Origin of the sequence: Amycolatopsis alba DSM 44262 (assembly GCF_000384215.1) — a bacterium.
Taxonomy (GTDB): domain Bacteria; phylum Actinomycetota; class Actinomycetes; order Mycobacteriales; family Pseudonocardiaceae; genus Amycolatopsis; species Amycolatopsis alba.
This window is the reverse complement of record NZ_KB913032.1, coordinates 3,824,792-3,845,613: the sequence shown is the minus strand read 5'-3', so window position 1 is coordinate 3,845,613 and position 20,822 is coordinate 3,824,792. Positions and strand designations below refer to the sequence as shown.

General features: G+C 68.3%; 20 protein-coding genes. 9 read left to right on the top strand and 11 right to left on the bottom strand.

Going from position 1 to position 20,822, the window contains the following annotated elements:
* Window position 1: 1 nt before the first annotated feature.
* Genes AMYAL_RS0118245 through AMYAL_RS0118235 form a run of 3 tightly spaced genes read right to left on the bottom strand, consistent with a single transcriptional unit; the run spans window position 2 to window position 2,593 of the window.
* Window positions 2–778, bottom strand: a complete 777-nt coding sequence (locus AMYAL_RS0118245) for an ABC transporter permease (RefSeq protein ID WP_020632745.1) — start codon at window positions 776–778, stop codon at window positions 2–4.
* Window positions 775–1,959, bottom strand: coding sequence for an ABC transporter ATP-binding protein (locus AMYAL_RS0118240; protein ID WP_020632744.1), 1,185 nt, complete (start codon window positions 1,957–1,959; stop codon window positions 775–777). Before AMYAL_RS0118240 ends, AMYAL_RS0118245 begins: the two co-directional genes overlap by 4 nt.
* Window positions 1,946–2,593: an ABC transporter permease gene (locus AMYAL_RS0118235; protein WP_020632743.1), complete on the bottom strand. Its 648-nt coding sequence runs from the start codon at window positions 2,591–2,593 to the stop codon at window positions 1,946–1,948. Before AMYAL_RS0118235 ends, AMYAL_RS0118240 begins: the two co-directional genes overlap by 14 nt.
* Window positions 2,594–2,895: 302 nt before the next feature.
* On the opposite strand from AMYAL_RS0118235, the gene AMYAL_RS0118230 reads away from it, so the two are divergent.
* The 4 genes from AMYAL_RS0118230 to AMYAL_RS0118215 all read left to right on the top strand — a co-directional run bounded on the left by AMYAL_RS0118230 (window position 2,896) and on the right by AMYAL_RS0118215 (window position 5,821).
* Window positions 2,896–3,387 carry a hypothetical protein gene (locus AMYAL_RS0118230; RefSeq protein ID WP_093976493.1) on the top strand — a complete coding sequence of 164 codons (492 nt, stop codon included), beginning with the start codon at window positions 2,896–2,898 and terminating at the stop codon, window positions 3,385–3,387.
* A gap of 71 nt (window positions 3,388–3,458) precedes the next feature.
* The gene (locus AMYAL_RS0118225; protein WP_020632741.1) at window positions 3,459–4,229 is read left to right on the top strand and encodes a YcnI family copper-binding membrane protein; all 771 of its coding nucleotides are present in this window, start codon (window positions 3,459–3,461) and stop codon (window positions 4,227–4,229) included.
* On the top strand, window positions 4,230–4,793 hold the full coding sequence (locus AMYAL_RS0118220) for a copper resistance CopC family protein (RefSeq protein ID WP_020632740.1): 564 nt from the start codon (window positions 4,230–4,232) through the stop codon (window positions 4,791–4,793). It abuts the gene before it with no gap.
* On the top strand, window positions 4,790–5,821 hold the full coding sequence (locus AMYAL_RS0118215; RefSeq protein WP_020632739.1) for a copper resistance D family protein: 1,032 nt from the start codon (window positions 4,790–4,792) through the stop codon (window positions 5,819–5,821). The genes AMYAL_RS0118220 and AMYAL_RS0118215 overlap by 4 nt, the downstream gene beginning before the upstream one ends.
* Here AMYAL_RS0118215 and AMYAL_RS0118210 read toward each other — a convergent pair.
* Window positions 5,818–6,384, bottom strand: a complete 567-nt coding sequence (locus AMYAL_RS0118210; RefSeq protein WP_020632738.1) for a dihydrofolate reductase family protein — start codon at window positions 6,382–6,384, stop codon at window positions 5,818–5,820. The genes AMYAL_RS0118215 and AMYAL_RS0118210 overlap by 4 nt on opposite strands.
* A gap of 214 nt (window positions 6,385–6,598) precedes the next feature.
* On the opposite strand from AMYAL_RS0118210, the gene AMYAL_RS0118205 reads away from it, so the two are divergent.
* The gene (locus tag AMYAL_RS0118205) at window positions 6,599–8,683 is read left to right on the top strand and encodes a tetratricopeptide repeat protein (protein ID WP_020632737.1); all 2,085 of its coding nucleotides are present in this window, start codon (window positions 6,599–6,601) and stop codon (window positions 8,681–8,683) included.
* Window positions 8,684–8,897: 214 nt separating this feature from the next.
* Here the strand turns inward: AMYAL_RS0118205 and AMYAL_RS0118200 are convergent, their stop codons facing one another.
* Together AMYAL_RS0118200 and AMYAL_RS0118195 are read right to left on the bottom strand one after the other, a co-directional pair.
* The gene (locus AMYAL_RS0118200; RefSeq protein ID WP_280632807.1) at window positions 8,898–9,836 is read right to left on the bottom strand and encodes a phosphotransferase; all 939 of its coding nucleotides are present in this window, start codon (window positions 9,834–9,836) and stop codon (window positions 8,898–8,900) included.
* Entirely contained in the window at window positions 9,796–11,214 is a 1,419-nt protein-coding gene (locus tag AMYAL_RS0118195) for an NsdA family TPR-like regulatory protein (protein WP_020632735.1), read from the bottom strand. The genes AMYAL_RS0118200 and AMYAL_RS0118195 overlap by 41 nt, the downstream gene beginning before the upstream one ends.
* Window positions 11,215–11,532: 318 nt before the next feature.
* Here AMYAL_RS0118195 and AMYAL_RS0118190 point away from each other — a divergent pair, with 318 nt between their 5' ends.
* A complete protein-coding gene (locus AMYAL_RS0118190; RefSeq protein ID WP_020632734.1) occupies window positions 11,533–11,907 on the top strand; it encodes a hypothetical protein in 375 nt (124 codons plus the stop codon).
* A 13-nt stretch (window positions 11,908–11,920) separates the two neighbouring features.
* Entirely contained in the window at window positions 11,921–12,331 is a 411-nt protein-coding gene (locus AMYAL_RS0118185) for a hypothetical protein (RefSeq protein WP_020632733.1), read from the top strand.
* Between the two features lie 314 nt (window positions 12,332–12,645).
* On the opposite strand, the gene AMYAL_RS0118180 is transcribed toward AMYAL_RS0118185, so the two are convergent.
* Both AMYAL_RS0118180 and AMYAL_RS0118175 read right to left on the bottom strand, forming a co-directional pair.
* Complete coding sequence (locus tag AMYAL_RS0118180) at window positions 12,646–13,902, bottom strand: MFS transporter (RefSeq protein ID WP_020632732.1); 1,257 nt, start codon at window positions 13,900–13,902, stop codon at window positions 12,646–12,648.
* Window positions 13,895–15,217 carry a GH1 family beta-glucosidase gene (locus AMYAL_RS0118175; protein ID WP_026467201.1) on the bottom strand — a complete coding sequence of 441 codons (1,323 nt, stop codon included), beginning with the start codon at window positions 15,215–15,217 and terminating at the stop codon, window positions 13,895–13,897. The genes AMYAL_RS0118180 and AMYAL_RS0118175 overlap by 8 nt, the downstream gene beginning before the upstream one ends.
* A 126-nt stretch (window positions 15,218–15,343) precedes the next feature.
* Here AMYAL_RS0118175 and AMYAL_RS0118170 point away from each other — a divergent pair, with 126 nt between their 5' ends.
* Window positions 15,344–15,988 (top strand): TetR/AcrR family transcriptional regulator, encoded by a 645-nt coding sequence (locus AMYAL_RS0118170; protein ID WP_020632730.1) that lies wholly within the window; start codon window positions 15,344–15,346, stop codon window positions 15,986–15,988.
* A gap of 562 nt (window positions 15,989–16,550) precedes the next feature.
* Here AMYAL_RS0118170 and AMYAL_RS0118165 read toward each other — a convergent pair.
* Window positions 16,551–17,735, bottom strand: a complete 1,185-nt coding sequence (locus tag AMYAL_RS0118165; protein ID WP_026467200.1) for an amino acid deaminase/aldolase — start codon at window positions 17,733–17,735, stop codon at window positions 16,551–16,553.
* Window positions 17,736–17,840: 105 nt separating this feature from the next.
* Between AMYAL_RS0118165 and AMYAL_RS0118160 the strand changes: the two genes are divergently transcribed.
* A complete protein-coding gene (locus AMYAL_RS0118160; protein WP_020632728.1) occupies window positions 17,841–19,139 on the top strand; it encodes a D-arabinono-1,4-lactone oxidase in 1,299 nt (432 codons plus the stop codon).
* Window positions 19,140–19,150: 11 nt separating this feature from the next.
* Here the strand turns inward: AMYAL_RS0118160 and AMYAL_RS0118155 are convergent, their stop codons facing one another.
* Both AMYAL_RS0118155 and AMYAL_RS0118150 read right to left on the bottom strand, forming a co-directional pair.
* Window positions 19,151–20,098, bottom strand: coding sequence for a ribose-phosphate diphosphokinase (locus tag AMYAL_RS0118155; RefSeq protein ID WP_020632727.1), 948 nt, complete (start codon window positions 20,096–20,098; stop codon window positions 19,151–19,153).
* Between the two features lie 61 nt (window positions 20,099–20,159).
* Window positions 20,160–20,810 carry an NAD(P)H-binding protein gene (locus AMYAL_RS0118150; protein WP_020632726.1) on the bottom strand — a complete coding sequence of 217 codons (651 nt, stop codon included), beginning with the start codon at window positions 20,808–20,810 and terminating at the stop codon, window positions 20,160–20,162.
* Window positions 20,811–20,822 lie beyond the last annotated feature (12 nt).

Below are 20,822 nucleotides of genomic sequence, written 5' to 3'. Positions count from 1 at the left end.
GTCAGCGCAGTCCCTTCGGTCCGAAGAACTGCTCCGCCACCGCGCCCAGCCAGTCCACCAGCAGCGCCAGTGCGACGGCGAGCACCGAACCGGTGATCAGCACCTTCGTCAGGTTGAGCTTGTAGCCGGTGTCGATGAGCAGGCCGAATCCGCCGGCGTTGACGAACATGCCGAACGTCGCCGTGCCGACGGCCAGTACGAGCGAGGTCCGCAGGCCCGCCAGGATCAGCGGGACGGCCAGCGGGAGCTCGACCCGCCACAGCACGCCGGAGGCCGACATGCCGATGCCGCGACCTGCGTCGATCAGCGAGGGATCGACCTGTTGCAGGCCGACCATCGTGTTCCGCAGCACCGGAAGCAGCGAGTAGAACGCCAGCGGCAGCGCCGCGACCCACAGTCCGCCGGTCGCGCCGGTGACGATGAACCACAGCACCAGCACACCGAGCGCGGGCGCGGCCTGGCCGATGTTCGCGACCGCCAGGAACACCGGCGCCGCCCATTTCGCCCAGGGCCGGGTGACGAGCACGCCGAGCGGAACCGCCACGACCACCACGATCGCGGTGACCACGATCGTCATCGCCAGGTGGTCGCGCAGCGCGGTGAACAGCCCTGGGGCGTTGAGGGTCGCCTTTTCCGTCGTGGTCAGGTCGCTGGTGAAGACCCAGATCAGCACCCCGGCGACGATCAGCAGGACCGCCGCGGGCTGGGCGAACAGCCGGACCCGTTCGGCGCCTCTCGACGAGGACCCGGTGGTGAACCCGGTATCGACGGCCGTCATGCGGTCACACCTTCCGCCGGGTTGTCGTCGGAGTGCTCCTCGCGCAGCTGCTGGATCGTCGAGATGACGGTGTCGAGCTCGATCGTCCCGGCGTACTCGCCGCGGGCGCCGGTCACCGGGACGCTGCCGCCCTCGGCGAGCATGGCTTCGAGCGCGTCCTGCAGCGTCGACTGGAGACTGACCGAGTCACGCAGCGGTTTGCCGGCGGTGGCCAGCGACGTCGCCTTGGTCAGCTCGCGGACGTGCACCCAGCGCATCGGACGACGGCGCTGGTCGAGCACCAGCACGAAATGCTTGCGCTGCTGGGTCAGCTTCTCGCGGACGTCCGACGGCGTTTCGCTGACCGCCGCCGTCAGGGCGTCCTGCTTCAGTTCGACGTCGCGGACCCGCAGCAGCGTCAGCTGCTTGAGTGAGGCACCGGCGCCGACGAAACCGGCTACCGTGTCGTCGGCCGGGTTCGCGAGGATCGCGTCCGGGGTGTCGTACTGGAGGATCCGCGACTGGTTGCCGAGCACCGCGATCTTGTCGCCGAGCTTCACGGCCTCGTCGAAGTCGTGGGTGACGAAGACGATGGTCTTCTTCAGTTCGGTCTGCAGCCGCAGCAGTTCGTCCTGCAGGTTGCCGCGGGTGATCGGGTCGACCGCGCCGAACGGCTCGTCCATCAGCAGCACCGGCGGGTCCGCCGCGAGCGCCCGCGCGACGCCGACGCGCTGCTGCTGCCCGCCGGACAGCTGACGCGGGAAGCGGTCGCGGAAGTCGGCCGGGTCCAGCCCGACCAGGTCCATCATCTCCTCGACCCGGTCGTTGACCTTCTTCTTGTCCCAGCCGAGCAGCCCCGGCACCACGGCGATGTTCTGCGACACGGTGAAGTGCGGGAACAGCCCGGCCTGCTGGATCGCGTAGCCGATGCGGCGGCGCAGGGTGTCGACGTCGAGTTTCAGCGCGTCGTCACCGCCGATGGTGATCCGGCCCGACGTCGGCTCGATCAGCCGGTTGATCATCCGCATGGTGGTGGTCTTGCCGCAGCCGGACGGGCCGACGAAGACCACGATCTTGCCGGCGGGCACCACCATCGAGAAGTCGTCGACCGCCGGCTCGCGAGTACCGGGGTAGCGCTTCGTGACGTTTTCCAGCTCGATTTCGACGCCGGATACGGTTTCGGTCGACTCAGCCACGGACACCCCTTGAGACGGTCAGACGGTTGATCAGGACGTAGACGGCGTCGAGGACCAGCGCGAGGACGACCACGCCGAGCGTCCCGGTCAGAGCCTGGTTGAGGGAGTTCGTGCTCCCCGCGTTGGTGAGGCCGGAGAAGACCTCCGAGCCGAGGCCGGGGCCCTTCGCGTAGGCCGCGATGACCGCGATGCCCATGAGCATCTGCGTCGCGACCCGCATTCCGGCCAGGATCGCGGGCCAGGCGAGCCGCAGCTCGACCCTGGTCAGCACGCCGAACCGGCTCATGCCGATCCCGCGGGCCGCGTCACTGACCGCGGGATCCACGCCGCTCAGCCCGACGATCGTGTTCCGCACGATCGGCAGCAGCGCGTAAAGCACGAGAGCGATGACGGTGGTGTTCGCGCCGAGGCCGAACACCGGGATGAGAAGCCCCAAAAGGGCGAAGGAGGGGACGGTGAGGATGGTGCTCGCCAACGCCGTGGCCACGGCCGACCCGATCGGGCTGCGGTAGACGGCGATGCCGATCACCACACCGAGCACGGCGGCGATGATCGTGCACTGCACGACCGCGCTGACATGGAGGAGCCCCTGAAGGGCGAGTCTGTCCCACCGATCCGAGATGTACTCGAAGAGATTCATCGCGTGCTGGTTCTCCCGCCGCCTCTGGTGAGACTCCTCACCCATTCGGAGTAGCTGTATCGGGAGCCTGACTACCCAGAACGCTCGCGGTCAAACCCCCTGTTTACCGCCTTGTGTCCTGCAAACGTTCCCCATCCGGCTCAATCGGGCAAATGCACGCGCCGACCCGACGGTGTCTTTCTCACTGCTCAACAGCCGGGAGGACATCGACCGCCCTGCCATCCGTCGAATACTCTTCACCCGTGAGTAAGGGCAGCCATCACCGAAGCGCGCTACGCGCTGTACGTGGTGGCTTGCTCGGCGTGAGTTCCGCCGCGCTCGCCGTGACCGCTCACGTGATCGGGGACGGCGAAGTACCCGATACGGCGATGACGTTGTTGCTCACCGTGCTGATCGGCTGGAACGCGGCCGCGCTCGCCGCGAAGGCGCGCGGGCCGATGGCCACGATCGTCGACCTCGGCGCCGGTCAGGTCGTGATGCACCTGGTGCTCAGTTCGCTGAGCAGCCACGAGCTCATGCACGACGAACCAGCGCCGCTGTCAGGCGGGCTCGCGATGACCGTCGCGCACGTCGTCGCCACGCTGGTCACCGCGTTGCTGCTGGCCAAGGCCGACGGGCTGCTGCTCGGCGTCCTCGCCTGCCTGCGCGCACTGGTCCCGTTCATCCTCAACGCCCTCCCGGTAGCCGCCGCGACGGCGTCCCCGGCGCTCGCCCGTCCGGCGGGCCCCGGCCACCTCGTCCGCGTGGACCTCCGCCGGGTCCACGGCAGGCGCGGCCCGCCGCTGTTCTCCTGAACCCCAGCTGATCCCCCGTAATCCCGGCGAGGTCCCCGAACCCGCCGTCTCGATCATGTTCAGGAGTTTTCGTGTCCAAGCACGTCTTCAAGCGCGCCGGTTTCCTCGCGGCCGCGATCGGCGCCGCCGGTCTGCTCTCGGCCGGGGTCGCCTCGGCCCACGTCACCGCCAACGTCTACGGCCCCCAGCCCACGAAGGGCGGCTACGGGTCGATCTTCTTCCGCGTCCCGAACGAGGAGAAGGACGCCGGCACCGTCAAGGTCGAGGTCACCCTCAAGCCCGAGTACGCGCTCAGCTCGGTCCGCACCAAGCCGATCCCCGGCTGGAAGGCCGAGGTCGTCAAGTCCAAGCTGCCCGCCCCGGTGACCACCGCGTCCGGCACGCAGATCACCGAGGCCGTCACCAAGGTCTCCTGGACCGCGGAGCCCGGCACCAAGATCGCCGCCGGTTCGACCGAGTTCCAGGAGTTCCAGATCAGCGCGGGCCAGTTCCCGACGAACGTCGACGCGATCGAGTTCCCGGCGACGCAGACGTACGAGAACGGCAAGGTCGTCGAGTGGAACCAGCCGACCCCGGCCTCCGGCGAGGAGCCGGAGCACCCGGCGCCGAGCGTGAAGCTCGCCGAGAAGACCGGTGACGGACACGGCGGCGGCCACGGCACCGACACCAAGGCCACGGCCGAGGAGTCCCACGCTTCGTCGTCGTCCGACAACACCGCCCGCTGGCTCGGCGGCGCCGGACTGGTCGTCGGCGCGCTGGGCCTCGGCGTCGGCGCCGGTGCCACCCTGCGCGCCCGCCGCGCGACCGCTTCCAGCAAGAGCAACACCGAGGGAACCGAGTAAATGCGTAAAGCGATCGTCGCGCTGGCGATCACCGGGGTGGCGTGGCTCGCCACCGCCACCCCGGCGCTGGCGCACAACGTCCTGATCTCCTCGGACCCGGCGAAGGGCGCTTCGGTCGCCACCGGGCCCGCGAAGATCACGCTCACGTTCGACCAGTACGTCCAGAACGCGAACGTCAACCAGATCGCGGTCATCGGACCGGGCGGCGGCCAGTGGGCCGAGGGCCAGGTCGAGGTCCGCGACAGTGCCGTCACCGTGCCGCTGCGGCCGCTCGGCCCGGCGGGCGAGTACAAGATCGGCTACCGGATCCTGTCCGCGGACGGGCACGCCGTGACCGGTGAGGTGCCGTTCACCCTCACCGCCGCGGGCACCGGCACCCCGGCGACGGCCGACGCCGCGCGCAGCAACGGTGGCCAGGCCGAGACGACCCCCGCCACCGGCGGCGAAGGTTCGTCCGGGGTCCCGATCTGGGTGTGGATCGCGGGCGCCGTCGTGCTGCTCGCCGTCGGACTGACCGTCGCGTTGCGCACCGGCGCCGGTGACAAGGAGAAGAGCGGGTCATGACACAGGCCGAGACCACCTCGCGCGCCCGCGTCGCCGTGCTGTTCTGCGTGGTGACGGCAGGCATCGTCGGCGCCCTGATCGGCGTCGCGCTGACGGCCACCGCCCCGGTACCGGGGGTCGCGCAGGTCAGTGAGGTGGTCTCGGTCTCGATCCCGCTCGTGCGGGTACTGCTGGACATCTCGGCGGTCGCCACGATCGGGCTGGCGCTGCTTTCGGTGCTGGTCGGCTACGACCGGCCGAAGCTCTCCGAGCCGATCATGCGGCTCGCGCGCCCGGCGAGCGTCGCGGCCGCACTGGTCTGGGCGACCACCGCGCTCGTCGCGCTGATCCTGCAGACCGCCGAATACCGGCCGGGCTCCAGCACGCTGTCGATGTCGGACGTCGGGAGCTACATCGCCGACGTCGGCGCGGGCAAGGCACTGATCATCGTCGCGGTGCTGGCCCTGCTCCACGCGGGACTCGGCATCCTCGCGCTGAAGCACGGCGAGAAGGTGCCTGCCGAGGTCCGCGTCGGCCTCGGCCTGTTCGCGCTGCTGCCGCTGCCGGTCACCGGGCACGCGTCGAACTGGAACTACCACGACTACACGATGATCTCGATGGAACTGCACGTGATGAGCGCCGTCGCCTGGACCGGCGGGCTCGGCGCGATGGCGGTACTGCTCGTCGGGAACCGGACACTGCTCGCGCACGCGCTGCCGCGGTTCTCCAAACTGGCGACGCTGTGCCTGATCCTCGGCGCGGCGACCGGCCTGTTCAACGGACTGATCGAGATCTCGCTCAACCCGTCGCTCGGGTTCTGGGAAGGCGTGTTCACCACGCCGTACGGGCAACTGGTGCTGCTCAAGCTGTTGTGCACCGGAGTGATCGCGGGCCTCGGCGCGTACACGCGCTGGAAGCTGATGCCGCAGATCATCCGGCACAACCGCACGGCGCTGGCCGCGTGGGCGACGCTGGAGCTGACCGTGATGGGGCTGGCCTTCGGTTTCGCCGTCGTCCTCACACGGGCCCCGGTCGTCCCGACGAGCTAGCTCTCGACCGCGTACCGCTGGATCACCACGCCGTTGCCGAAAGCGGTGGCCTCGATCGGCTTCAGGTTTCGCCGGTCGTCGAAAAGGCGCGTCCCCTTGCCGAGCGATACAGGGCTGACCATCATCCGGATCTCGTCGACGAGACCGGCGTCCAGCATCGACCGCATGAGCCGCAGGCTCCCCCACAGCCACAGGTCCTTGCCGCTCTGCTCCTTGAGCCCGCGGACGGTGGCGGCCGGGTCGCGTGTCACGGTCGCGGCGGAAAAGTCGCCCCAGGGGGCGTCCTCCAGCTTCGACGAGGCGACGAACTTGGTGAGGTTGTTGACCTTCTCGCCGTACTCGCCCTGCTCTTCGGCGTTGGGCCAGTAGTCCTTCGCCATGGCGTAGGTGTTCGCGCCGAGGATCATCGTGTCGACCGAGTCGATGGCCCCCATCACGCTCGCCTTGAACGCGGGCTCGGTCTTCTCGGAGAACGGCTCCCCCGACACGAAGCTCAGCCCGCCGTCCTCCTCCGCGACGATGCCGTCGACGGTGACCCACTGCTGAACGATGAGCTTGCGCATGACTTGTCCTCCAGGCTCGTGCGGCCACGTCGGCCGCGATCGACCCGAGGACGAAGCCGTCACGACGTTCTCGACATCGCGGCCGGAACTTTTCCGGGGCCTGTTACACGCCTTGGTCCATCCGGCCGCATTTGGCCGGTTTCGCTGTCATCCCCGGACCTTCACGGGGATGCTCTACGCGGTCGCTGGGGTTAACCCGAAGAGGGGATGGTCGATGGGCAGCCCGTTGCCGGGTGACAGTGAAGTCGGCGAAGTCAGCACGCCACAGGTACCGCGTCAGCGATCGGCGGTCCGGCTCACCAGACAGGTGACTTCGGGACCGCGGCAGCTCCCGCCCGTGCCCGCGCATTTCACCAACCGCACAGCCGAACTCGCGCTGCTCGAAAAGCTGCTGACCCAGGACGGCACCGACGGTCCGTCGGTGCACCTGATCAGTGGTCAGGGCGGGATCGGGAAGACGGCGCTGGCGACCGCGTGGGGCCGTCACCTCGGTGACCGGTTCCCGGACGGGCATCTCTGGGCGGATCTCGGCGGGTTCAGCGCCAACGGGCCGCTCTCCGTGAGCGAAGTCCTCGGCCGGTTCCTCCGTGCGCTGGGTGTCCCGCCGGAGGGATTGCCGGCGGACGTCGAGGAGCTCACCGCCCTGTACCGCACGACCACCATCGAACGGCCCCTGCTCGTGCTGCTCGACAACGCGGCGTCGACCGATCAGGTGGTTCCGCTGCTGCCCGCCGGTGGGACGAGCCTCGTGATCGTCACGTCGAGGCGCCGCCTGGGCAGGCTTCAGACCGAACATCGCGCGAAGCTGGTCGAGCTGTCCCCCTTCGGTTCCGCGCACAGCGCCGAACTGCTCGGACGCGCCGTCGGCGCCGAGCGGGTGGGCGCCGAAGCCGCCCAGGCGCAGGCCATCGCGGAGCTGTGCGGCGGCCTGCCGATCGCCCTCACCACGGTCAGCGCCAAGCTGGCGGGGCGCCCGAAAATGTCGCTGGAGAAGATCGCCACCGAGCTGGGGAAGGAATATCGTCGACTGGCCACGCTCTCGACGAAAGAGGCGCAATCGGTGGAAGCCAGCTTCAACCTGTCCTACGACGAACTCCCCTCGGACGCGGCCGCGCTGTACGCGGCCCTCGGGCTCCACCCCGGTCCCGACTTCGGCGTCGGCGTGGCCGCCGCGTCGATCGCCGTCCGCCCCGAGGTCGCCGACGACCTGCTGGACCAACTGGTCGACGTCGGGCTGCTGATCGACCGCGGCGACGACCGGTACACCTTCCACGACCTCGCGCGGCTGCACGCCAAGGAGAAGACGGCGGGCAACGAGTACGACCGCGACATCGCGCTGCGCCGCATGCTCGAGTGGTACCTGTTCACGGCTTCGGCGACCACGAACCTGACCGTCCCCGATCAGGATCCGATCCCGTACCGCTACGAGTACCGGCCGCCGTCGCCGGTCTTGTTCGGCTCGTCCGACGAGGAACTGGCCTGGCTCGAACTGGAGCGCGAGAACCTCATCGCCGCCATCGAGGCAGCCGAAGCGTGGCAGCTGCCCGAGCTCGGCTGGCAGCTCGCCGCCGCGATGTGGCCGCTTTTCCTGCTGCGCAAGCACTATCCGGACTTCCTGCGGGTGAGCCAGTCCGGGGTGCGCTGCGCGCGTACCTGGGGAAACGCGTCGGCGGAGGCGCTGATGCACAACCGCAGCGGCGCCGCCTGCCGCGGCACGGGCCGGTACGACGAAGCCGTCGGGCACTACACGGCGGGCCGCGAAGCCGCACGGACGGCGGGAAACGAAGTCGTCGAGATCCGCTCGGTGGAAGGACTCGGCCTGGTCGCCCTTCAGCAGGGCAGGCTCGACGACGCGATCGGCTGGTTCACCGAGGACCGGCTGCTCAGCGAACGGCAGGAACGACGGCACGACGTCGGGCTGGCGCTGATCAACCTCGGCGCCACCCGCGTCCGCGCCGGGCAGCCCGAAGCCGCGATCGCCGACCTCACCCGCGCTCGTGACGTCCTCGAAGGCGACGACTACAACGTGGCCCGCGCCCGGATCGAGCTCGGCCGCGCCCTCACGGCCACCGGGGAGCTCGCGGCCGCGCGGGCCGAACTCGAACCCGCGCGAGCCACCATGGAGACGGTCGGGTCGAGGTTCGAGGTGGCCAGGGCGCTGGCCGCGGCGGGCGAGGTCGCCGAGGCGGACGGCGACCGGGACGAAGCCCGGCGCCTCTACGACCGGGCCCTGCCGATTTTCGTCGGCCTCGGCCGCCCGGAGGCTGACGCTCTGCGTACGCGTTTGGCGGGGCTGTGACCCGGCAGCCACCGATCGGTGCCCAACGACAAGGTGAACTCAGCGCACTAAATAACGGAACGTAGCTGCAAGTTGCACATTCGGGGGAGCATTGGGCCAGGAGAAGTGATTAGCCCAGGCGAATTAGTCACCCTTTGATCGACGAATTCGGACAAGCGACGAACGGTCATTCGGCGTCGGCGAATGCACGTGCAGATAGCCGTTCACGGGTGACTCACCGGTACCGGTTCCAGCGCGCGCCGGTACGCCCGTTCCGAAGATCGTCCAGCCGTTTCCGCAGCTCATCACGCACGCTGGGATGACTCCGGAGAATCGGGAGAACACTCGTGGTGAGCTTCAGTTCACGGATAGCGCGCAGTACCGGGAACCCGGACCACGTGGTCACGTCGAATCCGTACCGCTCGGCGAACACGCGATAGCGGGCCGGTGGATCACCGAACCGTTCATGGCCGACGGCGAGCGGCGTGAGATCCCATTCCGGCGGCCCGACACAGGACGAATCGAAATCACACAGCACCGGCCCGGCCGGCCCGTGGATCACGTTCCCGGTGTGCGCGTCCCCGTGGACGAGGCCACGGGGCAGGGGGAAGTCGAGCGTCGCGAGCGCGGCTTCGACTTCGGCGCAGCGCTGGAGCAGGAACCGCCGGTCGCCGTCGGACAGCTCCTCCGCGTCCGAAACCCTGGCGCGGACCGCGGCGAACGGCGCCCAGGAGGCCAGCCCCTCGGGCGGTTCGAGCGCGTGGACCCGGCGCAGCAGCGCGGCGAGGTCCGCCGACCTGGCCTTCCGGCCGCTCTCCGGCACTTTCCACCAGACCGTCACGAGATGCTCGCCGACCGGCAGCGGCTGGTCGAGGCCAGGAACCAGACGGATGGCCGGCACGTCGTGCCGTTCGAAATGCCGCGCGACCCGCACGACCGTGCCGACGCGGTGCCGCAGCAGGGTGGAGCCGACGATCCGGACGACGAACGGCGCGCTCGCCAGTTCGTAGACGGCGTTGTTGGTGAACCTCAGCAGGCGGGCGCCTTCGGGGTCCACGCCCAGCACCGCACACGTCCGCACCAGGGCGTCGCGCAGCTTGGCCGGTGTGAACCGGCCGTCCGGTCCGGTCGGCTCAGGCGGCGTAGAAGGAGTTGAGGCGGTCGGCAAGGTCACGGGCGTCAGCGTTGTTCCGGCGGCGTTCCGCCTCGACCTGCAGCGGCCGCATCCGGTCCTTCACCCGCTCGGACTTGATGCCCTCGGCGGTGTCGACGGCCTTCGAGCCCACCTTGGCGCCATGATCGAGATCGCCTTCGAGCAGGTGATTCGTGGCCAGCGCGCTGAGCATGAAGGTCTTGCTGCGGGCCATGTCGTCGTCGTAGGACTCGACGGCCTTCGTCAGCGCCGGGATCGCGTACTTGGTGTGCTCGGCGTTCTTCGCGGCGAGCACCGTGTGCACGGTGCCGATCATGGCGTAGACGTCGGTCTCGGTGAAGAACTTGACCCAGGATTCGGCCTCGGCCAGGTTGGCGCGGGCGAACTCGTCCTTGCTCCGGCCGAGCAGCTTCACGGCCTGTTCCTCGTTGCCCATCATCGCGTAGGCCCACGCCTCGTTGGCGCAGAGCACGGCGACCGCCAGCTCGGAGCCCGATTCCTGGGCGGCGATCTGGCCGAGCTGGAACAGTTTCAGCGCGTCGTTCGGCGCGTCCTGGTGCAGGTAGACGCGGCCCATCCGGTAGAGGACGTTGGCCACCAGCGGATGGTTGTCGCCCTGTTTGGCCAGGTCCAGCGCGTTCGCGAAATGCCCGCGCGCGGAGTCCATCAGGCCGGTGTCGAAGGACGTCCAGCCCGCCAGGCTGTGCAGGTCCGCCAGCGCGACGAACAGCCGGTTCTTGACCATTTCGGTGCCGTTGGACTCGAGCATCTGCTGTCCCCAGGACAGCTGCGCGACCACGGCGTCGCGGCAGAAACCGCCGCCGTACTGGTAGTCGAGGGACCGGAGCGCTCTGGTCGCGGCTTCCACCTGGCGGACGTCGGTCATGCCGATCCGTCCGGGGGCGGGCGTCTTCGCCGGCCCGGCCGACCACGTCCCCGATTCCGGACCGAACACCGCCGCACCCATCGTGACCTGGGCGGCGTGCGCGAGGAACCTCCGTCGCTTCACGGACTCGTCCTCCTCCGCCTGCTGGCCGTCGGCAGCGCCGACGACCTTTATCGCTGTCGCCTCGTCATAGGCGAGACCCATGTATCCCCGTGGGACACCAAGGCCGTCAGCGATGCGGGTGAGCACGTCGTACGCCATCACCTGGCGACCTTTGAGGATCTCGGACACCTCGGACTGCGATTGGCCGGTCATCGCGGCGATCTGACGCTGCGAAACACCGTGCTTGCGCAACTGCCGGTACACGGACGAGATCTCCCGTGTCGCCAGTGACGCCCGCATCTCCGCCTGTTCCCAGGCGTCGGGCGGCACGGGGTGACTCTGGCGGCCCGGAGTGCCCGAAGCACTCGTGTCCGAGCCGGCGACAGCGCCGCCACCGATACTGGCGTCCATTGCGCCCCCTCACAGTTCCGTTGGGGTCGAGAAACAGCGTAGGCACACCTATTCAACCGTGCGAAACACCGGAATGCCCGTCGTGATCGGCCCGGCAGAAGTCGTTTGACCGCTTACCGTGAAACCTCGTCCGGTCACCGCTATGACGGCGGTTCGACCTTCTATCGCACTCGGTTTCACATCACTGTAGTTGTCAGATCTCCGTGACCGACCAGCCACCGGCAGCGATCACAGAGAGCTACCAAGTCTCCGAACCCCCTACAGGTGCGGATACGCGGATACGAAGACGACGTGGAACGAGAGAGCGGAGAAGAGCCAGTGGAGTTCGTGGACTCGATCGCAACAGGCTCCATCACCGCGGGACGGCCCGGTATGCCCACGCGCCACCTGCGTGCGGCCGGCCCAGCCGGTCAGCAGGCGGTCGCGGTTTCCCCCGGCGCCAACCGCCCGGTCTCACCCTCCGCCCCGGTCGACCCCCGTACCGCGAGCGTGCGCCGTTATGAAGGCGGACAACTGATCTGGCGGGTGCAGTGCGGCGATCTCATCAGCCGCGAACGCGCCGTCACCGTGTTCGTCGAAGACAACCAGGTGGTTCTCGTCTCGCCGCCAGGAGAGACCGCGCGCCTGACGTCCGGCCAGCTCGGACAGCTCAGGGCAGCGCTCAACGAAGCCGCCAAGATGGCGGAAAGGTAACGGTGAGTTCTCCGTGGATCAGGTCCTAGGGCAAGTCCTCCGCAACGCGGTTTGGGAACGCCTCGACATGCTCTCCGAGCTCGCGACCAGGGCCGACGCGCAGTCGCTCGTGTCGGTCGCCCGCTCGGAGCTCCCCCGGCTGACCGAAGGCTGGCGCGCGATGCTCCAGGCGCACGAGCCCGACGAGCGCGGGGACTGCCCCACCTGCTCGACCCGCTGGCACAAGTGCAAGGCGCCCTGCTCGGTTTGGCAGGTCGCGCACGAGCACCTGGTCGCGGGAGGCCTCGCCCCCCAGCAGACCGCGGCCTCCCAGGACCACCGGCGCCGCGTTCCGGGGCAAAGCCGGGTGAGCCCGGCCGAAACCACCGGCAGGCACGCGCTGATCAACCCGCGGCGTGCCGCCATCGGCGGAGTGCACGCTTAGAAAAGCCGGCGAGTGAACGGCGGTCCGAGCGCCCCCTCGGCAACCACGCCACAGCTCGCCTTCGCCGGCGGCGGTTCGCGCGTACCCCCGAACGCGTTGAGCCGCTCTCGGTAATCATCCCGGTCCCCACCGCGATTAATCGAAAATTATCGGCAGAACACCTAGCGAAGGCAGTAATCGGTCGCTAGATTCATGATCACAAACGCAGCGCGATACCTACCCCGAGGCCCGCGCTGTCATCCCCCGAACCCCGCGGGCCGGTGCCGTTGCACTCCCCTCCCCCGACCGGCATCGGTCCGCGGTCTCCATTTCTGTCACCTGACCGTTTTCACCCGAGTGACCAGCACCGCGGCGACGACGGTGGACAGTGCCGAAGCCGCGAAGAGGCTCGGGTACCCGCCCAGGTAGGCCAGGATCGGCGCGGTCAGCATCGGCGCCACCACCTGCGGCAGCGAGTTCGCGATGTTGATGACCCCGAGATCCTTCGCCCGGTCCTGTGCGGTGGGCAGCACCTGGGTGAGCATCGCCAGCGCGACAGCCATGTAGGCGCCGAAACCGACTCCCAGCAACGGTGACGCGGCGAGCGCGGCCGTCCAGTTCTGCCAGACGACCAGCACCAGCGCCGCGACGGCCATCACCGCCGACGCCGCGAGGACGTACGGCTTTCGGCGTCCGGATTTGTCGGAGAAGTGCCCGGCGACGAGCGCGCCGACGATGAGGGCGGCGCCGTAGAGCCCCATCATGATCAGCAAGCCGGTGTCCGGATCTTCGTAGTGCACCGCGTCCTTGAGGAAGAACAGCAGGTACAGCGTCCCGAAGGCGTTGCCGAGATTGATCATGAAGTGGCAGCCCCATGCCCAGGCGAAGTCCGGATGCCTGCGCGGGGAGATCCACAGGTTCGCCAGCACGTCCCGGAGCCGAGCGGACGGCCGGTACGCGACGGGCAGCGGTGCGTCCGGTGTGCGCAGGACGAACGCCGCCGCGCCCGCCAGCACGATGGCGGCGCACACCGCGTAGCCCAGCGGGAGACCGGCGAGGTCGAGCATCACCACGACCACCAATGCGCCGAGCACGGTCCCGAGCATCTGGGCGATGCCGACCAGCCCGCCGACCTGCGCGCGCTGCGGTACGGGCACCCGGTCCGCGATCGCCGAGACCAACATCGCGAGCATCCCGTTCAGGCCCGCCTGGACCAGGCACCAGCCGAGCACCATGACCGCGACGTTCGGCGCGAACGCGAGGACGAGCAGTCCGGCCGCGGCGACCACCGCACCGGCGGCCGTCCACGGATGACGGCGGCCGCGGGCGGAGCAGGTGCGGTCCGAAAGCAGGCCGACGGCCGGGTTGGCGATCAGCGCGACGATCGCGCCGATACCGGTGACGATGCTGAAGACCGCTTCCTTGTTGGCCGCGTCCAGCAGTTCGGCCTGTTTCGGGAGCAGGACCTGGATGGGCGCGTAGACGCCGAGCCAGAGCGCGATGTTCGCGAAGAACAGCAGGCTCATCCAGCCCGCGCGGACCTTGGCGACCGGCTCGGCGAGCGCCTCGGGCAGCTCCCTGACCTCACTCATGGCGGATCAGTTCCCGGTACCAGCCGAAGGAGTCCTTCGGGGTCCGTTTCTGCGTCTCGTAGTCGATGTGCACCAGGCCGAAACGCGGCTGGTAACCCTTCGACCATTCGAAGTTGTCCATCAGCGACCAGACGAAGTACCCGCGGATGTCGACGCCGGCGTCCATCGCCTCGCGGACCGCGACGAGGTGACTGTCGAGGAAGTCGATGCGCTCCTGATCGTGGACGTGCCCGTCCTCGGCGACGACGTCGTCGAAACTGCAGCCGTTCTCGGTGATGTAGACGGGCGGGAGGTGCTCCCGGTAGCGCTCGTGGAAGCCGACGAGCAGTTCGCGCAGCCCGTGCGGGACGATCGGCGAATCGTTGGTGGTCATGGGATATCCCTCGATCGCGCGAAGTTCGAAGGGAAGCGGGTTGCCTTCACCGGGCGCGGCGACGCCCTGAGGCTCGTAGTAATTCACCCCGTAGAAGTCGAGGGGTTGCGCGATGGTGGGCAGATCGTCGGCGAAATCCGCCGGGAGATGTTCGATGACTTGTTCGGGATAACGGCCCAGTAGCACCGGATCCGCGTAAGTACGATTGATTAGGGCGTCGATCCATTCGCCTGCGGCCTTGTCTTCCGGCGAATCGGAGGCGGGCCAGATCGGCGAATGATTGTTGGCCGTGCCGACCTCGCGGGCGCCTGCCGCGCGGAGGGCTTGGACGGCGAGACCGTGCGCGAGATTCTGGTAGTGCGCGGTGGGCAGGGCGTCGAGCAGGAGCGTCTTGCCGGGGGCGTACTCGCCGATCGCGTAACCGAAGATCGACATGACCATGGGCTCGTTGAGCGGGATCCACATTTTCACCCGATCGGAGAACCGCTCGCCCACGATGGCGGCGTACTCCGCAAACCGTTCGGCGGTATCACGGGAGAGCCAGCCGCCCTTGTCTTCGAGCGCCTGCGGGAGGTCCCAGTGGAAGAGCGTCCCCGTCGGCGCGATACCGGCGGCGCAGACCTCGTCGATCAATTCGTCATAGAAGGCAAGGCCTTCCGCGTTGGGCTTGCCTTCGCCGTCGGGCTGGATCCTGGGCCAGGCGAAGGACAGGCGGTACGCACCGACGCCGAGTTCGGCCATCAGCGCGATGTCTTCGGAGTAGCGATGGAAGTGGTCGGCGGCTACCTTGGCGTGCTCGGCCCGCGCGATCTTTCCCTCCGTTTCGGTGAACGTGTCCCAAATGGACTGTCCTCGGCCGCCTTCCCCGGTCGCCCCCTCGATCTGGAAGGCGGAGGTCGAAACACCCCACAGGAATTCGGACGGGAAGGTCGGATTCTCCACCGGCGACACACCTTTCCTCTTCAGACTCGGCCGAACATGAAAAGTTCTCAGATACTATGCCTTCACTCGACCGGGGGGAACCCTGTCGACACGATAAAGTCGCAGATCAGCGAAGGAGGAGCCCGAGTGTCCGACATCCAGGCCGCGAAACCGCAAGCGGAGACGACTCCGCTGCGGCGGCAGCCCGTCCAGCAACGTAGTGCCAAGCGGGTGGAGCAGATGCTCGACGCCAGCGCCCAGCTGATCGACGAACTCGGCTATGAGGCGCTGACGACCACGTTGATCGCGAAGCGCGCCGGAGTGGCCGTCGGGTCGCTATACCAATTCTTCCCCGACAAGCGGGCCGTCGTGCAGGCGCTGACGCAACGCAATCTCGAACGGTTCGTCGCCTCGGTGTCGGAGACGCTGAACGAGCTGGCGCCCGAGCACTGGTGGGACGTCGTGGACTCGATCCTCGACATCTACCTCGACATGCACCGCGAGGTCCCCGGATTCTCGAAGGTCCACTTCGGTGACGTCGTGGACAGGCAGCTCCTGGACGAGACCCGCGACAACAACGCCGTCATCGTCGACGCGCTGACGGACATCCTTTCCGCGCGGATCCCTTCGTCGCTGGACGACATCCGGTTCGCGCTGACCATCGCGAACGAGACGGCGGACGCGCTGCTGAAGCTGGCCTTCCGGCGTGACCCGCGAGGGGACGAGCGGATCGTGGCCGAAGCGAAGTCCGTCGTGAAGGGATACCTGGCGAGCAAGTTCGGTGAGGCCTGACGGCTGGTCGGGCTCCGGGGCGTCCGGATGTCGCGAAAGCCACTTTCGCGACGTCTGATGTCCCCAAAGTGGCTTTCGCGACCTCCGCGGCCGGCGCCTGGCCGGGAGCCTTGGCGTGAAAGCCCGGCCAGGCGATCAGCCACCTACGCGCACTGGTGTCCGAAGGACGCTTTCCCCACGTCCAATGCGGCGAAAGTCCCCTTCGCCCGCGCCCGTCCACTATGGACTCAGCGCTCGCTGCCCGGACGTCGCGAAGGCCACCTTCAGGACGCTCAACGTCCTGAAGGTGGCCTTGCCGTCACCGGCGGATCCCCCTTGCACCATTCGTGTCCACCGATGCCCGGTTCCGCAACCCCATCAGTCACACGCCCCTCACCAACCACGCCTAGACCCGACCTGAACTGGCCTTATCCAGTTGTCCACATAACCTGTCCACACCCACCCACAGTTGTGGACAACCTCGCCTCTCCCACCTCGGTTCCCCCTTCCCCGACACCCCCTCCCGATACGCTGGTGCGGGGCGCGCCCCCCAGGGATGGGTGGGGGGTGGGGTCGCGCGGGGTCAGCCGAAGTTTTGGGCTTCGCCTCGGTAGGTGGGGACGGTCCGGTCGACGCGGTCACCGATGACGACGTGGTAGTGCGTGAAGCGTTCGGCGAGTTCGCCGGCTTTCGCGTGGCGCAGCCAGACGCGGTCGCCGAGCCGCAGGTGGCGGGCCGCCTCGCCGGAGACGGGGGTTTGGACTTCGCCCGCGCCTTCGAAGCCGAGCAGCGAGAGACCTTCGGGCAGGTAGGGCGTCGGCTGGCGCGAAGACTCCGTCGGGCCGGAAGCGATGTAGCCGCCGGAGAAGAGCGTCGCGATCTTCGGCGCCGGGCGCCGCACGACGGGGAGCGCGAACATCGCGGCCGGGCGCGGCGAGAAGTGCGCATAGCCGTCGAAGAGGGTCGGCCCGATCAGGCCCGACCCCGCCGCGATTTCGGTGACGGCCGCTTCGGCGCCGGTCGATTCCACGCTGCCGCTGCCGCCGCCGTTGACGAACTCCAGATCCGCCAGCGCCCGAATGGCACGAACCGCGGCCGCGCGGCGTTTCGCGATTTCCACAATGGACTTCCGCTGCATCCAGCCGATGACCGAGTTCTTGACGCCACTGCCGGCCGCGTCGCCGAGACCGGCGATCTGCCCTTCGTACGCCATCATCCCGACAAGCCGGAAACCCTTGCGGGACAAGATGGTCCGCGCCAGATCCGCGACCTGCCGCGGATTGAACACCGGCGAACGCCTGGTGCCGATGTGCACACCGGGCAGCGGCCGCCACGAAGCGTCGAGTTCGAGGCAGACGCGGATCTCGGGATGTCCTTGCCCCAGCGCGGCATCGACCAGATCGAGGTGTTCGGGCGAATCGACCATGATCGAAATCGCCGCCCGCGCCCGGTCGTTCGCCGCCAGCCGCCGCAACGCGCCGTGATCAGCGGTCGGGTACGCCACCACGATGTCGTCGGACGTCCCCTGCTCGACGTGCCAAACGGCTTCGGCGAGCGAGTAGCACATGAGACCTTCGAAGCCCGGCCGCGCGAGCACCCGTTCGAGGAGATACCGACAGCGGACGGATTTGCTGACCACGCGGATCGGCTTCCCGTTCGCCCGCCGCAGCAGGTCGGCGCCGTTCGCGTCGAACGCATCCAAGTCGACAACCGCGAACGGAGGATCCAGGTCCTTCGTCGCCAAGTCGTACACCGTCGCACTGGTCACCCGAACTAAGGTACGACAGAAGGGCTTGAAACGCGAATACTATTCACTTACTGTTTCGGCACTCGAGCATCTCAAGGGCAGAAGCCTCTCGGAATAGGTGGGCGCATGACTCGGTGGACCAACTGGGCCGGAACCGCGGCAGCCTCGCCCCTGCGCGTGCACCGGCCGCGCGGCACGGAGGAGATCGCCGAGGCCATCGACCGGACCGCCGCGGACGGACGGCGCCTGCGTCCCCTGGGCAGCGGCCACTCGTTCACGGCGATCGCGGCGGCCGACTCGGACGCCATGGATCTGACCGGCTGGACCGGCATCGCCTCGGCCGACGTCGCGAAAGGCCTGGTCACGGTCCGTTCGGGCACCACGCTCAAGCAGCTCAACGCCGAACTCGACGCGCTCGGGCTGGCGATGACCAACCTCGGCGACATCGACGCACAGACCGTCGCAGGCGCGATTTCGACCGGCACCCACGGCACCGGCGCCCGGCTCGGCGGGATCGCCACGCAGATCGCCGCACTCGAACTCGTCCTCGCCGACGGTGCCGTGGTCACCTGTTCGGCGGAAGAACGCCCCGATCTCTTCGCCGCCGCGAGAGTCGGCCTCGGCGCGCTCGGCGTCATCAGCGCGGTCACCCTGCAGTGTGAACCGTCGTTCCTGCTCTCCGCCCAGGAGCGGCCGGAGCCCCTCGAACAGGTCCTCGAAGGCTTCGACCAGTTCGCCGACGAGAACGACCACTTCGAGTTCTACTGGTTCCCGTACGGCAAGAACGCGCTGGTCAAGCGCAACAACCGGCTTCCGGCGGGCAGTGCGCACCAGCCGTTGAGCAGGCTGAAGGAATTCGTCGACTACGAGGTGACGGAGAACGTCGCGTTCGGCGGCCTGTGCCGTCTCGGGCGCTCAGTGCCGAAACTCGTGCGGCCGCTGGGCAAGTTCGCCTCGAACATCCTCTCCGCCCGCGAGTACAGCGACACGTCGCATCGCGTCTTCGTCACCCATCGCGGAGTGAGGTTCGTCGAGTCGGAGTTCGCGATCCCGCGCGAATCGCTGCACGACGTCTTCTCCGAACTCCGCGCGTTCGTCCCGAAACTGGAGAACCCGGTCGCGTTCCCGGTCGAGGTGCGCGTCGCCGCGGCGGACGACATCTGGCTCTCGACGGCGAACGGCCGCGACTCCGCCTACATCGCGATCCACCAGTTCGTCGGGATGCCCTACCGCGAGTACTTCGCCGGGTTCGCGTCGATCGTCGGCGAGGTCGGCGGCCGCCCGCACTGGGGCAAGATGCACGACCTCGACGCGGCGACGCTGCGCTCGCGGTACCCGCGGTTCGACGACTTCTCGCGGGTCCGCAAGGAGGTGGACCCGGCCGGGCTCTTCACGAACACCTACCTCGACCGGGTCCTCGGCTAAGTCGTTTCGGCCTAGGCTGTTTCAAAGAGCGCGCTGACCGACTCTCCGTTGTGGATCCTCCGCATCGCCTCCGCCAGCGCGGGCGCGATCGACAGGACCTTCAGTTTCGGGCCCTGTTCCTCCGGCGGGATCGGCACCGTGTTCGTGCAGACGACTTCCAGCACGTCCGCCTGCTCGCCGATCCGCTTCAGTGCGCCGCTGGAGAACAAGCCGTGCGTGCAGGCGACGCGGATCGAGCGCGCTTTCAGTTCCCGCAACTTGGAGAGCAGTTCGAGCACCGTGCTGCCCTTGGCGATCTCGTCGTCGAGGACGATCACGTCGCGGCCGGTGATCTCACCGATCACCGAGCTGATCTCGACCCTGTCGTCGGCAAAGCGCTGCTTCGCGCCGGCGGCGACCTGAACCCCGAGCAGCCGGGCGAAATGCGCGGCTTCCTTGGCGTTGCCGAGATCCGGCGAGACCACCGTGGTTTCGGACAGGTCGTACTGGCGGAAGTGCTTGGCCAGCTCCTGCAACGCGTGCAGGTGATCGACCGGGACGCTGAAGAAGCCGTGCACCTGCGGCGAATGCAGGGTCATCGCGAGGACGCGATCGGCACCGGCGGTCGCCAGGAGGTCGGCGACGAGACGGCCGCCGATCGAGATCCGCGGCGCGTCCTTCTTGTCGGAACGGGCGTACGAGTAGTGCGGCATGACGACGGTGATCCGCTTCGCCGACGCTCCCCGCGCGGCGTCCAGCATCAGCAGCAGTTCGACGAGGTGTTCCTGCACCGGCCGTACCAAGGGCTGGATCAGGAAGACGTCGCGCTCGCGGCAGTTCGCCTCCAGCTGGACTTCGAGGCAGTCGTTGGCGAACCGCTGCACCTTCACGGGATGCAGCGGTACACCGAGATGGGTGCAGATCTCTTCGGCCAGCTCGGGATGTGCGCTGCCGCTGAAGACCGCGATGTCCTCGCGCAAGGACTTTCTCCGTTCACTTCACTGACGGATTACGTCCACACACTAGCCAGGACCGGGGCTTTCACAGAGCGGAAACGGCCTGAGAGATAGCAGTATCACCCGAGATCGCTTCGAGGACGCGGCCCGCCGTCGACGGATTGTCGAGCAGCGCGACGAGGACAGCGGCGACGTCCTGACGGGGAATGGGTCCGCGTCCGGTGGATTCGGCGATCACGATCTCGCCGGTGCCTTCGTCGTTGGTCAGCTGACCCGGCCGCAGGATCGTCCAGTCGAGCTCGCGGGCGCGCAGATCGTCCTCGGCCGCTTTCTTGGCCTTGAGGTAGATCCGGAAATCTTCCGGGACGTCCGCGGTCTCCCATTTGTCGGCTCCCATGGACCCGACCTGGATGTGCCGCCGCGTGCCCGCCTGTTCGGCGGCCGCCGCGAAGAGTTCCGCGGCCGCCCTGTCCACAGTGTCCTTACGGGCCGTGCCACTGCCGGGACCGGCTCCTGCCGCGAAGATGGCGGCGTCAGCGCCGTCGAGCACCTTGGCGACAGCGTCCACATCGGACTTTTCCAGGTCGAGGACGACGGCTTCCGCGCCTGCCGCTTCGAGGTCGGCGACGTGATCGGGATTGCGCACGATCCCCACCGCCTGATCACCGCGCGAGGAGAGGAGCTTCTCCAGTTTCAGCGCGATCTGACCGTGTCCACCCGCAATGACGACTCGCATGCGCCCGAGGGT